The sequence below is a fragment of the uncultured Lactobacillus sp. genome, assembly GCF_945290125.1.
Taxonomy (GTDB): Bacteria; Bacillota; Bacilli; order Lactobacillales; family Lactobacillaceae; genus Lactobacillus; species Lactobacillus rizhaonensis.
The window spans coordinates 21,584-36,826 of sequence record NZ_CALYQV010000018.1 but is presented as its reverse complement, the minus strand read 5'-3'; the positions used below and the strand labels follow the sequence as shown (position 1 = coordinate 36,826).

Annotated in this window: 9 protein-coding genes; 4 read left to right on the top strand and 5 right to left on the bottom strand. The window is 33.7% G+C overall.

What is annotated here, in order from left to right; all coding sequences use genetic code 11:
- Positions 1-122 precede the first annotated feature (122 nt).
- On the bottom strand, positions 123-1,589 hold the full coding sequence (locus Q0K80_RS04610; protein ID WP_294603705.1) for a hypothetical protein: 1,467 nt from the start codon (positions 1,587-1,589) through the stop codon (positions 123-125).
- Between the two features lie 28 nt (positions 1,590-1,617).
- Complete coding sequence (locus Q0K80_RS04605; RefSeq protein ID WP_294603704.1) at positions 1,618-4,011, bottom strand: DUF4982 domain-containing protein; 2,394 nt, start codon at positions 4,009-4,011, stop codon at positions 1,618-1,620.
- 105 nt (positions 4,012-4,116) lie between these two features.
- Here Q0K80_RS04605 and Q0K80_RS04600 point away from each other — a divergent pair, with 105 nt between their 5' ends.
- The gene (locus Q0K80_RS04600) at positions 4,117-5,241 is read left to right on the top strand and encodes an AraC family transcriptional regulator (protein WP_294603702.1); all 1,125 of its coding nucleotides are present in this window, start codon (positions 4,117-4,119) and stop codon (positions 5,239-5,241) included.
- A 421-nt stretch (positions 5,242-5,662) separates the two neighbouring features.
- On the opposite strand, the gene Q0K80_RS04595 is transcribed toward Q0K80_RS04600, so the two are convergent.
- The 3 genes from Q0K80_RS04595 to Q0K80_RS04585 all read right to left on the bottom strand — a co-directional run bounded on the left by Q0K80_RS04595 (position 5,663) and on the right by Q0K80_RS04585 (position 9,853).
- Positions 5,663-6,931, bottom strand: coding sequence for a PTS transporter subunit EIIC (locus Q0K80_RS04595; RefSeq protein ID WP_294603700.1), 1,269 nt, complete (start codon positions 6,929-6,931; stop codon positions 5,663-5,665).
- Entirely contained in the window at positions 6,924-8,345 is a 1,422-nt protein-coding gene (locus Q0K80_RS04590) for a family 1 glycosylhydrolase (RefSeq protein WP_294603698.1), read from the bottom strand. Before Q0K80_RS04590 ends, Q0K80_RS04595 begins: the two co-directional genes overlap by 8 nt.
- 497 nt (positions 8,346-8,842) lie before the next feature.
- Positions 8,843-9,853, bottom strand: coding sequence for an AraC family transcriptional regulator (locus Q0K80_RS04585; RefSeq protein WP_294603696.1), 1,011 nt, complete (start codon positions 9,851-9,853; stop codon positions 8,843-8,845).
- 136 nt (positions 9,854-9,989) lie between these two features.
- Here Q0K80_RS04585 and Q0K80_RS04580 point away from each other — a divergent pair, with 136 nt between their 5' ends.
- The 3 genes from Q0K80_RS04580 to pgmB are packed head-to-tail and all read left to right on the top strand — an operon-like array spanning position 9,990 to position 15,174.
- A complete protein-coding gene (locus tag Q0K80_RS04580; protein ID WP_294603694.1) occupies positions 9,990-11,693 on the top strand; it encodes a glycoside hydrolase family 3 N-terminal domain-containing protein in 1,704 nt (567 codons plus the stop codon).
- Between the two features lie 12 nt (positions 11,694-11,705).
- Positions 11,706-14,525, top strand: a complete 2,820-nt coding sequence (locus Q0K80_RS04575) for an alpha-L-rhamnosidase (RefSeq protein WP_294603692.1) — start codon at positions 11,706-11,708, stop codon at positions 14,523-14,525.
- Positions 14,506-15,174 (top strand): beta-phosphoglucomutase, encoded by a 669-nt coding sequence (gene pgmB / locus Q0K80_RS04570; protein WP_294603690.1) that lies wholly within the window; start codon positions 14,506-14,508, stop codon positions 15,172-15,174. Before Q0K80_RS04575 ends, pgmB begins: the two co-directional genes overlap by 20 nt.
- The last annotated feature ends 69 nt before the right edge of the window (positions 15,175-15,243 follow it).

Here is a 15,243-nt window from a genome sequence, read left to right as displayed (position 1 = left end):
AGATCAAACTAAAAGGACTAACTCCGCTTGAATATCGGCAGTTAGTCCTCAGTTAGCAGCTAATATAAAGTGTCCTAATTTTGGGGTTCACATCAATCTTAATTTTAAAGTCTTTTTATTTGTTATTCAAAATAATTAGAAACTGTAATCAAAGCGCACGATTGTGGCATTAGTTCCAAGTTAATTTTGCCATCTTGTATTTTTAAACTTTCCGCTTTTAGTTGTGAAGCAACACGCAATTCCTTAACTTGATCCTTGTTAACATATGTTGGTTCACCCATCTCTTGCCACAATTTCTTTGGATTAGCATGATTTTCATCAATTCTGTTAATTTCACAGTTACCACTAATTGTTTTATCTAAATTAATTTCTAATTGTTCTGTTTTTATCGGCTCTTTTGGTACGTTATGGTTATATGCCACAATTTGCAAATCATTACCTTTTTGAACAGCTAAAATTTCTGCAGTAGCATTATTATTATCTTCAACTTTTATTCTTTGATTACCAAAATTGTGGAATATTTCAAATAATCTATAAACAGGTTTCTCTATACCATCAACTGTTTGCATACCAAAACCACCATGAAAGACAACAGGCTTTTGGGATTCTTCTTCAAAAATGTCTGAGAATGCCCAATAATCATACCCTTCAACTAGTCCATCATTATCTGCTAAAGTCTTAGCTACCATTGCTGCTCCATAAGGAGTATCATGAGCGGAATCACCAACCATCGCCGAAACGCTCCATTCTGTATAAAATAGTGGATAGTTTTGAGCTTCTTCTCTTGTCTTCGAAGTCATAACTTTGAGTATTCCTCGAGGGTAATCTTGTGGGACTCCATTTGTCTTTTTAAAAAATTCGTCAATATCCATGCCGCTTTCCCACAATGGATCATCCGTTGGATAATGATGTGTTGAAATAAAATCTAGAGGCAAATGCTTTTTCTGACAAAAAGCAATCATATCGGGTATCCAAGAATTGTAAGATGTAGCTGGACCGCCAAAACGTAATTTATCATCAATTTTCTTAGCTGTTTTTACAGTGATTTCATATAAGTGGAAGTAATCTTCTTTTGTACCTGAGAAAAAGCGTGATAAATTTGGCTCATTCCAAACTTCAAAATACCAGGACTCTACTTCATCTTTACCATAGCGGTCAAGAATATGTTCTATGAATTTAGAAATTAGTTCTTCCCATGCCTTATCGGATTTAGGCATGGAATTATTACCACCATAAGGAAAGATTTGATTTTTTTGTGAAGCTAAACAAGTTGGCATAAAGCTTAATTCTACAAAAGGTTTCATTCCTATTTTTAGTAAAAAATCATATATTTTATCGATATTAACAAAATTATAGGTAACACCTTGTGATTTGCCATCAAAACCAAAGTTTTCAATGCAAACACTCATTTCATCATCGAACATACCATGAAAACGGACAAATTTGATACCCATATCCTGGTGTACTTTTGTTAATTGCTCTTGATAATCTGCTCTCAAAGCAGTATAAGCATGACTACTGCCAACACACATTTCCCAATAGTGTGGGAAAGCTTTCTTAGAATCTGAATTTATCTTAAAATTTAACATGTTATTAATCCTCATTTTATTTTTAATTCTAAACAATTTTTATGTTAAGATTCGTCAAGATGTTATTTTCATGTTTTACGATTACTACTGCTTTACCAGAAAATAGCTTAATTTTACTTAAAGAATATTTGCTGATATCAGAAGGATCGCCATTAGTCAATCCGATAATCTGACCATTATTTGCTTTAATTTGCAACGAACTATTATCATCAGGCACAAAGTTATTTTGTCCATCAATTGCCTTTAACTCAAATAAAGTACAGTTTTTGCCCTGGTATAAAATAGCAGTATTTACTTTACTAATTTTGCCACTAGTTTCCTTTTTATCTTCTAGCACAACTTTATCTTTCACGTATCCTTTAGCTAAAAGTTCTCCTGGTTCATATTTAACCTGCCAATTACATTCATAGTTTTTAACTGCTTTTTTGCCTAAACTTTTATGATTGACAAATAATTCCACCTCATCCAAGTTTGAAAAAATTCTGACTTCGGTTTGACCATTTTCAATTGTTAAATTAGTTCTATTCCAAGAAGGCATGAGATGAAGTACCGGCTGATCTTGCCACTGAGCCTGATAATAGTAGAAATAGTCCTTAGGCAAGCCACCTAAATCCATAATCCCAAACTGAGAACTAATACCAGGCCAGCCAAATGGTGATGGTTCACCATAATAATCAAAAGCAGTCCATAAAAAAACACCACCCATATATTTATGTTCATGTAGGTAAGACATCACAGTTTCAGGGCGTGCAGTCCCTCCTACTCCCGGATCTCCCGGCTTCCTTTTCCCCGGTAAAACCATTGAAAATAAAGAGCCAAAATTATTAGTATGACAGTTTTCAGCGTCATCTTTGTAAATACCACGTGTTGAAAAATATGATGCATTTTCTGTGCACATCATTGGTAGGGTCGGATGACTTTTATGAATGAATTCTGCTCCTTCGCCCATTACACCTGCTTCAGGATAATTGACTCCCAGAATATCAAAGTACTTGATATAATCGTCATTTACTTTACCTTCAGGATTTAACAATTCAGCAGAAATTAATAATGCATCAGGAGATAAATTACGGATAATTTCTGTAATCTTTTTTACTGAACGACAACCATATTCTGTATTGCCGATAATCTCTTCATTGGCAATTGACCAAAATGCGATACACACATGGGACCGACTTTTCTTTACCATTTTAGTCAAATTTCTTAATCGCCAAGGTGTAGCCTCTAAAAGACGGTTTTCATCAATTAAAATTATTCCTAAGCGATCACAGGCATTTAACAATTCTTCGGAAGCAAAGTGGTGTGAACTTCTAAGTGCATTAACGCCCATTTCCTTTAGCCTTTTGACTTTAAAATCAATAATATCTTGGTTCAAAGCAACGCCAACTCCACCAAAATCCTGATGCTCACATACACCCTTCAACAGATAAAGCTTGCCATTTAAATGAAAACCATTAACATCATAGCTGACTGTTTTAATACCAAAAGTTTGTTCTAACGAGTCATTTTCAATTTCCAATCTTGCTTGGTATAAATTAGGATGCTCAGGCGACCATAATTTTGGTTCTTTTATCTCAAATGATTTATTAAACCGTCTAACCGACTGAGACTGTATCGTCACAGCCGCAAAATCAACTTGATTCGTTTGATTAATTGTGAGTTTTGGCGTGACAGAAACAGGGTGATTCAAATCATTTTTGACAGCAAAGCTGACCAATATTTTGGCATTTTGTTCATTTGTTTCAACTGTTCTGAAGTAAAACTCATCGCTTTCGAAATGGATTAAATCTCTGATTTCAATCCAAACATTTTTATAAATCCCGGCTCCTTCATACCACCATCCTTCAGAACCAGTAGTAGTATCAGTACGCACTAATATTACATTCTCACCATCATCAGCGAACCTAATTATTGGGGAAATGTCATAGTCTATCCCTACATAGCCACTGTCATTGTGTCCCAAATAACAGCCATTAAACCAAATGTCACTTGATCCCATAATGCCATCAAAATGTAACAGATATTCCTTATCTTCCGGTGAAGTTGTTGAAAGTTTAAATTTTTTGCGGTAATAGGCTATTCCGTCAAGCTTAGAGCCTGTCATCAACGTATTTGGATCATTTCGATATGGCTCACGTCTTTTCCAATCATCAGGTATGTTAATTTCCTGCCACGTTTTATCTAAAGACTTAATAAAATCTGTACCAGCTAAATTCTGTAAACCTTTATCGGGTTCACCATTAGATATCAAGTTTAAGAAGTGACTACCTCCCGGACCAACTGGTAGAATATTGCCAGTTTCATTTTCAAGCGGAGCGGTTAACCCACCAAAAGCATAAGATTTTTTTGCTAATAATTTTGGCTTTTGGATTTCACCAAAGTGAAATTTCCAGTTATAATTTAAAGAAATAGATTCGTTCATATTTGCCTCCATTTTTACTTTCCAATGTAATTATAAGCGCTTTCATAGACTAACCAGATATACTTTTTAGTGCTAAATTTAACAAAATTAGTGTTAGGAGAAAAAATGAATCGTCGAATTTATATGTCTTACAAGGCAATTCAAAAGTACTTGTCATTTTGTTTTTTTAAAAGACATCAAAAAATTTCTTTACTGGATGCAATTTTGCATTTATATCAAAAAAGTAATTATTCGTATGAATTGCCTAAAACTCCAAATTCTTTAAACAAGACTCATGATATTTTTTCACTCTATCAATGTTTGCAAAATTTACATGTTGACGTAACAGCCATTATCCAAAAACCCCAACAGCTATATAAAAACATGTCAGAGTCTTATTTCATGTTTGAAGAAAAAGATGCCAAAATTTTACTGCAGTTTCAAAATGAATTAGTTCATTATCATAAACACGACTATTTTGAAATAGACTTAGTATTAGACGGAGAAACTAAGTTTTTTACCGATAATTCAGTCTCTACCCTACACAAAGGTGACCTAGTAATAATTTCACCTGGTACTTCTCATAAAATAGAAGTCATTGAGAGTAGTATCGTTATCTGTATTGTGATGAAGAAAAGTACTTTTGATAATTCTTTTTTTAACTTAATAAAAGCTGATAACATACTGGCTGATTTTTTTAACAAATGTCTCTATAGTTCTACCGAAAACTATTTAACATTTAACGTTCAAATCACAGAGAAAATTTTAGGAATAATCAAAAATATATTCATTGAATCTTATTCTTCCTTACCACAATCAAACGCGATTTGTTGTGACTATATTTCTATTTTATTATCCTATGCTCTACGCGGTTTAAGCGAGTCAAATAATTTTAAAACTTACGATAATAATCTGACCAATAGATTTGCCAAAATCATTAATACTATTAAAGTTAACTGTGATACTGTTAAGTTAAAAGATTTGGCTCGGCAATATAATTATGATAAAGCGTATTTGGGAAAGTTGATTTCTAAAAAGACAGGACATTCTTTTAACTATTTACGCAACTACTACCGCATACAAAAAAGCTGCAATTTACTGAAATATACGGATGACAGTATAAACAGCATCAGCGAACAAGTTGGCTACAGTTCAGTCAACAGCTTTGAAAGAAGTTTTCAAACTGTACTCCACCTCACCCCCAGCGCATATCGCAGAAAATTTATAAAAGATAGTGTATTTTATCCTTAGAAAATCAAGTCATTAAACGCTTATAAAGCAAAAATTAATTTGAGTGAATTTATTAGTTTAAATTTTGTAATAATAACTATACGACTAGAATAAAGTCAGCCTTAATTCATCATGATACATAATTAATATTAGCTGAAGCTATTCTTTTGAGATTTGAGAGAAGATTAAGTAATAATCAACTTCAATTAAATATAAGTCTATGAAATTCTGAATTTCTTTTTCTAGCAGTAATGACTATTAAAAATTCAATAATATATAAATTTAGTTAGGTTTCCTAAACTGTAAATTATTTATATGATGCCTTTCTAATATGTATAAACAACTTTATTTTGTGCATAAAAAAGTAAATAGTTTCAGACTATTTACTTACAAAATATATTTTAATTTTTTCTTCTAAAGTTCTAGCTTTCAAATTCTACTTCTAATTTTTTCCATTTGTTTCCTTGGCTTCTTCAGCTAAAATAGTTTTGTCATATGCTTTAATGAACGGCATACAAATAAATATATCTAAAACAAATAATACTATTTCCAAAACTGCAAGAGAAAAACTACCGTTAATTATTCCTGTGAAACCCAAAGGAACATTAGTTACTAGAATTCCAGCATAACGTGCAACTAATCCCATTTTGATTACATAGTATCCAATAAAAGCATTTAAAGCAGGTACAATAATAAAAGGAACTGCTAAAACTGGATTAAATATAATTGGAAAGCCGAAATTCATTGGCTCTGAAATGCCAAAAAGTGCAGGTACAACAGCTATTTTACTTGCTGTTCGCATACGCTTTGAACGAGCAAAAATTAAAACCGCTATAGCTAACGCAGGATAAAATACTGCAACTGTAAGGCTATAATTAAAGGTAAAACCAATAATGTTAGGAATTGATTTACCTGCAGCATAGGCAGCTTGATTAACAGCATCTAATTGAAATAAGATAGTACCTAAAATTGATTCCACAAATCCCGGGTGAATACCAAAAACCCAAAGCAATTGCACTACTATGTTAATTAAAACGATTGACCAAATATTATTTCCAATAATTGCGTTTAAAGGAGTTTGCAATAAGTAATAAATCAAATCAAATGCAGATTTAAATGGTGTAGCCAAAAAAATCATTCTGAGAATAAAAGCTACAAATGCAATTACAAAGCCAGGAATTAAAGCGCTAAAAGAATTTGAGACATATGGCGGCGTTCCTTTTGGCATTTTAATTGTCCAGTTGTGATCATTAACAACAAACTTATATAATTTCACTACAATCCATGAGCCAATTATAGCAGTTATCATTCCTGCCGGTCCTAGGTAGTCATAAGTAAGATAAGCAACTGTCCCTTTTTTCATTAAATATGTTGGTAGCAAAATCAAATAAAACATTATAGATAACAATCCAATATGTTTATACTTCACATCATACTCATCGGCAAAACTGGAAGCACAAGTAAAGGCAACTAATACTCCTAAAAAATTGGTTGTTGCATTAGTTATCATAGATAATGATGCTGCAACACCTGTACTTTGAATAAAACTTTGCCAAGCTGGAATGCGTAGTCCGTCAAAAAGACTTGCAAAAGCACCAACCACTATCAATGGAAAAGTTCCCATTACACCGTTTGATAGTCCTTGTATTACTTTATTTTTACTTACTTTATCACTTAGTTTACCCAACTTAATGGATATTTCATTATTCATTTTTCTCCTCCAAGTTTTCTCCATTAGTAGCAATCACCTTTTTATACCAATAAAAAGACTTCTTAGGTATTCTTCTTAAATCCCCTTCTCCTTCATCGTCCAAATTAACATAAATTAATCCATATCTTTTTCTCATTTCTCCTGTTCCGGCACTAACTAAATCAATTGCACTCCACACTTCATAGCCAAAAACATCGACACCATCTTTATTAACAGCATCTTTCAATGCTTGAATATGAGCCTTCAAATAATTTATACGGTAATCGTCATTAATTTCACCGTTTTGAAAGTTATCTTCCGTACCTAAACCATTTTCAACAACGATTAACGGTTTTTGATACCTCATGTAAAGAAATCTTAGGGACATTCTTAAACCTAAGGGGTCAATTTCCCAGCCCCATTTTGTGGCTTTTAAATATGGATTTTTAATTCCAAAAACAACATTTCCTGAAGATTTATCTGATGCTTTTTTAGAGTCTTCAGTTACTAAAGAAGAATAATAACTAAAGCTGACAAAATCTACAGTGCCTTTTTTTAAAGTTTCTAAATCGTTTTCAGTAATATCTAACTTTAAATTCTCTTCATTGAATTTATTTATAACTCTTTGGGGATATTTTCCGAATACCTGTATATCCCCCGCTTCCAAAACAGAATCTTCCATGTCAAACGAAGCTTTGATATCCAATGGATCACATGTTTTAGGATAAATAATCGGAAAAAGGATCATATTTCCTACTGAATTTTTAGGGTTAATTTTATGGCACTCGATTACAGCTCGAGCACTGGCTACTAATTGGTAATGTAAAGCTTGATAGATCACTTGATCACGATTTTCATCAGTTTTTATTACTATTCCTGCAGGATTCCAAGGATTTCCAGAAATAGCATTTATTTCATTAAATGTTAACCAATAATGAACGTCATTTTTATATTCTTGAAAAACCGCCTTCGCATAATTAACAAAAAATTTTATAAGTTTCCTATTTCTCCAAGAATGGTATTTTTTAACTAAATTTAATGGCATTTCATAGTGAGATAACGTCACTATGGGTTCTATGTTATATTTATGCAAATCATTAAAAACATCATGATAAAACTTTAATCCTTCTTCATTTGGCTTATTTTCATCACCCTTTGGAAAAATTCGTGACCAAGCAATTGACATCCTATAAGACTTGAAGCCCATTTCAGCAAATAACTTAATATCTTCTTTATAATGATGATAAAAGTCAATTCCTAAATGGCTAGGATATTTTTCTCCGTTTTCAACTGTATCAGTAACCATCCTCTTCTTATGCAGTGAACCTTGAGTCAAAACATCAGCCGTACTCAATCCTTTACCATCTATATCAAAAGCACCTTCAATTTGATTTGCTGCAGTTGAGCCACCCCATAAAAAATTTTTCTTCAACATTGTTATACTCACACTCATTTTTTATATTTTGTCTTTTACTATTACTTCGAGATTAGTTGTTGCAATTAATCGTCAAAATTTTTTTGCTACCATAGTTTCAAACAGTAGCTTTTAGTATTCCCTTCTTTTTATTTTCCAAAAATTATCATAAGCACTTTCATTATATGATTGCATATACTTATTAGTGGTGAATTTAACATAATTAGCGTTTCATAAAAAATTATTTATCTAAATTTTTTAAATAATAATTTACAAAATATTCTGATTATCCAATACTAATATTTTTCACATCACTAAAGTTCTCATATGAATGAATATATTCTTCTATTTGTACTTTTCAATTTATCATCCACATCATCCTTCTTTCTTTGTAAAATTAAAGCGCTTTAATTTTAGTAAAGTATATGATTGTTTGAGTAATCGAACAATATGCAAAAGCTAGACAATTCATGTCGATTTCACAGATTTTATTATAAAAAGAAGCCAAAAAAATACCGTTATCTAGTATTAGAACGGTATTTTGCTGGAGAAATGCCAAAGTAATGTTTGAAAATCTTATAAAAATAGGAAGCATTTTCATATCCTACTCTCGTAGAAATCTTTTCAATCGAAACCTTAGTGTAAGTCAAGTATTTCGCAGCTACATTTACTCTTTGTAGCTGGACTAACTTAATAAATGATAAACCAGTTTCATTTTTTAAATAATCTGATAAGTAATTAGGATTGAAGCCAAAATGTTGAGCCATATGTTCTAATGTAATATCAGAATAATTTTTCTCAATATAGAGTAACAAAGAAAGCAAATTATTGTTTTTCTTTTTTGAGTCAGTGACCGAAGCTTCTCGATAATAAGTTTTCCGAATTAGCAAGGAAAACATAGTCAGCATTTCCAATTTGATAATCTGATCTGATTGAATTCGTGCGCCATAATATTCATCAATGATATCGTAAATGATAGCAGTAATTTTAGGGTCATGGTCAATCTCGAATAAACTGTATCGTCCTTCACCATGATCTTCATCTGATAATAAAGAAAAAAGTAAACTGGAAATTGAAATACCCTTTCTTTTTGATTGCAAAAAATCAAGTTCATTTAAAGAAAAAGCAGATGTACGCAATTCAATATTTAAAACTACACCATTTTTGCCAATTGGTTCCACTTTGTGAGGTGTTTTAATGCCCACAAAAATCATATTATCCTGCATAACTTTAATGCGTTCATGTTCAGTTACTACGACACAGTTACCTACTAAAGGAACGTTAATTTCTACATAATCATGTATATGAAATGGAATATATGATTCTACGGGTTGAACTGATATTGTAATTGAACTACTGTTTAGTACTAAGTTATCTGAAAAAGTATTGAAGAATTCATAAACAGGTTCACTATTAATATGACCGGCAACTTTCAACTTGAAATCACCGTCTTTAAAATCTTGCAACATCGTATTCCAATCTCGAAAGCCATTATTCTGACGTAACATTTGAATTAATTTTTCATACATTTTGATACCTTTTAATTTATGTAAAAGTTTCTGTGAAATAAACAGTTTTATTATGTAATTTAACAATAGTTTACTTTTTTACATTAAGTTAAAATGAAGAACAAAGCAAGACATTTCAAAATTTGGGAGGAAAATAATGACAGATCTAACTAAAAAACCTTATAACTTATCGAATAAAGAAATTGATTTTGTTAAACATAAAGTGAAGAATATGCCACTTTCTGCCAAAATAGGACAGCTTTTCTTTGTAATTGGTGAGGATGAAGATAACACTGACTTAACAGAGTTTGTTAAAAAATATCAACCAGGTGGTATTATGTACCGTCCCGATAAAGCCCAAAAATTGCAACGTGAAATAACAGTATCTCAAAAAGCAAGTCAAACACCTTTGTTCATTGCTGCTAACTTAGAAGCTGGCGGGAATGGTTTATTAACTGAAGGTACATGGTTTGGCAGACCTTTGCAGGTTGCCGCTACGGACGACGAACAGAATGCCTATAATTTGGGTGATGTGTCCGGCTATGAAGCTAAACAGGTTGGTGGCAACATGTCTTTTGCACCTATTGTTGATTTAGACCAAAATTTTCGCAACCCGATCATGAATGTGCGCACATTCGGTAGCAGCGAAGAACGTGTTATCAGGATGTCAGACTCACAAATCAAAGGCCTTAATGCTAATCATGTTATTCCTGTAGCTAAACACTTTCCTGGGGATGGCGTTGATGAACGCGACCAACACCTTTTGAGCTCAATTAACTCCTTGCCTGCTGACAAATGGATGGAATCTTACGGACAAATTTATCATCACTTAATTCAAAATGGTCTGCCAGCTGTCATGATTGCTCATATTATGCAGCCAGCTTGGGAACGCCGTTTACAACCAGGTATTGAAGATAAGGATTTACGTCCTGCATCGACTTCCAAATTGCTAATTGATGGCCTTTTACGCTCTGTTTTGCATTTTAATGGACTCACAATAACTGATGCCACACCAATGATCGGATACAATGCAATTTTGCCACGTTCAGAAGCCTTACCTGCAACCATTAATGCGGGTGTCGACATGATCTTATTTAACAAGGATATCGATGAAGACTATCAATTTGTGACTGATGCTGTCAAAAGTGGCAAGATTTCTATGGCAAGAGTAGACGAAGCTGTTACCAGAATAATTGCAACTAAAGTTGCACAAGGCGTAATGGATACGGAAAATAACCTTTGCGAACCTGCATCTCAAGATATTAACTTAAAATTAGCTGAACATGAAAAACTGGCCGTCAAAGTAGCACAAGAATCTGTTACTTTAGTTAAAGATCGCGACAAACTGCTACCGATTACACCAGAAAAATATCCTCGTGTTCGTTTAGTTGTTTTAGGCGATACAGACGATGGTGGCTTTAAAGAAGGCGGTAAAGTAACCGCAAAATTTAAAAATAAACTGACAGAGAAAGGATTTAAAGTTACAGTTTTTGATCGAAAAAATCTTAATTTTAAAGAGGTTTTCGAAGGTGGAGTGCAATATGAAAAGGATCAGTTCGACCTGGCATTTTATGTTGCTAACATTGAAACGGCAAGTAATCAAACGACAACTAGACTTGATTGGATTCATCTAATGGCAGCCGATGCTCCGTGGTTTATGAAGGACATCCCTACTGTTTTTGTTTCTACCTGCAATCCCTACCACCTTTTCGATATTCCAATGGTTTCAACTTATATTAATGCCTATACAGGCAATAATGTCACAATTGATGCTCTTCTGGAAAAAATGATGGGCAATGATAAATTTAGTGGACATAGTCCTGTTGATCCTTTCTGTGACTGTTTTGAAACTCACTTATAAGGAGGCAGAGCAATGTTAAAAATTAAAGATATTTTAGTCAATCATTATACTGAGCCTCTTGGTTATGATTTAGACAACCATTTGAGAATAGAATTCAGCACTGAAGCCGATCATGATTCAAGCAATATGCAAAAAAGAATAACAATTGATGCAAATGAATCAGTTTTCGACAGTCAGTGGCAACAATATGATAACAATTATTTTGACTTTGAATTGGAGCTTAAACCACGAACAAGATATGATGTCACTGTTTGGCTAAAAACCGCTGATACCCAGACAAGTGCAAAAAGTTTCTTTGAAACTGGTAAGATGAATGAACCTTTCACTGCAGAATGGATCGGTAATCAAGATAAAAACATTCAAAATACTCTTTTAAAGAAAGAATTTACTGTACCTAAGGAAGTTGTTAATGCACGTCTTTATATTAGCGGTTTAGGGGTTTACGAGGCATATTTGAATCAGCAAAAAATTGGTGATGAGTTTCTTACCCCCGGCGTCACTGCATATGACAAGCTAGTACAAATTCAAACTTATGATGTAACCGCAATGTTGAAGGAAAAATCACAGCAAGAGCTTTTGATTTCACTGGGCAATGGTTGGTACAAAGGCAACTTTGGCTTTGATGGTGGTAAAGATTGCATTTATGGCGACCAGCAAATGGCCATAGCTGAACTGCATATCGCATATGATGATGGTAGCAGTGAAGTGATAAACACAGACTCTTCTTGGAAAACTGCTGCTGGAAAAATTACCAAATCAGCCATTTATTATGGTGAAGACTTTGACGCTAGCAAGAAAATAACTGATTGGCAACCAGCAATCGTATTACACCATTCTAAAGAAATATTACATGACCGTTTAAGTCTCCCACTAAAAATAAAAGAATATTTACCTGTCAAAGAAATTATTCACACTCCTAAAGGTGAAACAGTTCTTGATTTCGGTCAAAACCAGGCCGGTTGGCCAGAATTTAAAAATGCGGACCCTTCTGGCAGCGAAATTGATTTACAAGTGGGAGAAATTCTGCAAGATGGTAACTTTTACCGGGATAATCTTCGAGAAGCTCGTGCTGCCTTTCATTATGTTTCAAATGGCGAAAAAGAATGGATTAGACCACATTTTACTTACTATGGATATCGCTACGTCAAAGTTTCCGGTAATTCTCAGCCCTTAAGAAAAGATGATTTTAGGGCAGCGGTAATTTATTCCGATCTTGAAATAACTGGTGGTATTAATACAATCAATGCCAAAGTTAATCGCCTGCTCCAGAATGTTTTGTGGAGTCAAAAAAGCAACTTCTTTGATGTTCCAACAGACTGTCCGCAAAGAGACGAGCGTTTAGGCTGGTCCGGTGATGCCGACATTTTTGCCAGTACTGCCATTTTAAATATGAATGCTTACGCCTTTTTCAAAAAATATGCTAAAGATATGAAAATTGAACAGGCTGCACACAATGGCATGCTAACAATGTACGCTCCGGCAATGGGAGTTAACGATGGTGGCGCAGCAATTTGGGGAGATGCCGCAACAGTTATCCCGTGGACAGCATACCAAGCAACAGCTGATCCAGCTATTTTAAGACAAAATTACTCTAGTATGAAGTCTTGGGTAGATTGGATTGGTCAAGCTACCACTACCAAGAATCTCTGGACTGGGTGCTTTCAATTCGGTGACTGGCTGTCTTTAGACGGTGAAAACCCAGCGATGCCTAGTGGAAAGACTGACGAAGATTATATTGCTTCAATTTATTACGCCTATTCCAGTTGTATTGTTGCTCAAACGGCTAAGATTTTAGGTAATAACAGTGATGCTAAGAAATATGAACAACAAGCTCAAGCCATTAAAACAGCCATTAAAGACGAATTTATTACAAAAAATGGCCGGCTGGCAATTGACACACAGACTGCATACGCCCTAGCCCTTCATTTCGACTTAGTACCAGAAGAACAGAAAAAACGTGTAGTTAAAGATTTAGTTCAAAGGTTAAATAAGGATCACAACCATTTGCAAACTGGTTTTATTGGAACGCCTTTTATTTGTCAGGTTTTATCTGAAAATGGCGAACATAAATTAGCGACACAGATTTTTCTAAACGAAGATTTTCCAAGTTGGCTCTATGAAGTTAATTTAGGAGCTACTACTATTTGGGAGCGTTGGAATTCTGTCTTACCTGATGGCTCTATGAATCCCGAAGGAATGAACTCTCTGAATCATTATTCAATCGGTGCAATCATGCAATGGGTTTATCAACAAGTTTTGGGATTAAGAAAGCAAACTAATGGTTACCAAAAGGTTCTTTTTGCGCCCCAATTTGATTATCGGTTTAAAAACATTTCCGGACACTATCATAGTTCATACGGTGACCTAAAAATGGCATACCAACTTGAAACTGATGCCAAGCATACTATCAAAGTCAACCTCAGTATCCCCTTTGGCCAAAAAGTAACTGTAAAACTACCTAGAGTGAAGGATAAAGTTGACCTTAATGGTCAACCAGCATCTCTTCCACTGGAACTAACTAATGGTAACTTTACAATTTCCTATGTGCCTGAAACCAGTTATATCGAGTATTACAATACCAATATGCCAGCCAAACAACTTATGAATGATTCAAAACTGGTTAAACAATTAAAACCAATTAATCCTGTCTTTGATTTCTTGCAAGATTCAGATAACATCAAAAAATTTGGGGAAAATTCTCTAGTAAAGTTAAACGGTTTGTTGCCATTTATTAATATCTCCGATGAAGACTTTACCCAAATTAATAAAATACTTGACACTACTCCAGTAGCAAGTGAAAGGAAGTTTTTAAATGAAAGGCGTTCTCTTTGATTTAGATGGTGTCATTGCAGATACATCCGTCTATCATTTCCAAGCATGGCGCAAATTAATTAAAAATCATTTCAATCTTGAATTGCCAGATGAACTGGAAAAACAAACTAAAGGTGTTAATCGTACCGATTCTTTAAAAGCAATTCTAAACTTTTTAGATATCTTCGTTTCAAAAAAACAGTTTAATGAAATGACTAATGAGAAGAATAATATTTTTCGCAATTTGCTGGCCAATCTAACTCCTGCAAATATTCTGCCTGGAATTAACGAATTAATTTCTAACTTTAAGAAAAATAAAGTCAAGCTTTCCTTGGCTTCAGCGAGTCTAAATGGTCCATTCATTTTAGAAAAATTACAGTTAACAGATGTATTCGATGCTATTGCCGATCCTAGCAAAGTTGCTGCCGGTAAACCCGCCCCTGATATCTTTATTACTGCGGCCGCGGCAATAAATCTCAAGCCACAAGACTGTGTTGGTATTGAGGACTCAGTTGCTGGCATAACAGCTATTAATAAGTCTGGTGCTTTATCAGTTGGCGTTGGTTCTAAAACGGACCTCAAAGATGCTAAAGTCCTTTTCCCTAAAACAGCAGCTTTAAACTATAAGCAAATCGAAACTGCTTGGAAAAAATTTAGGTTAGAAAAATAATCAGAAAATAAAAACTCGTGAATAAAATAACTTTGTTTTTCACGAGTTTTTTTCATGTTTAAAATAAAT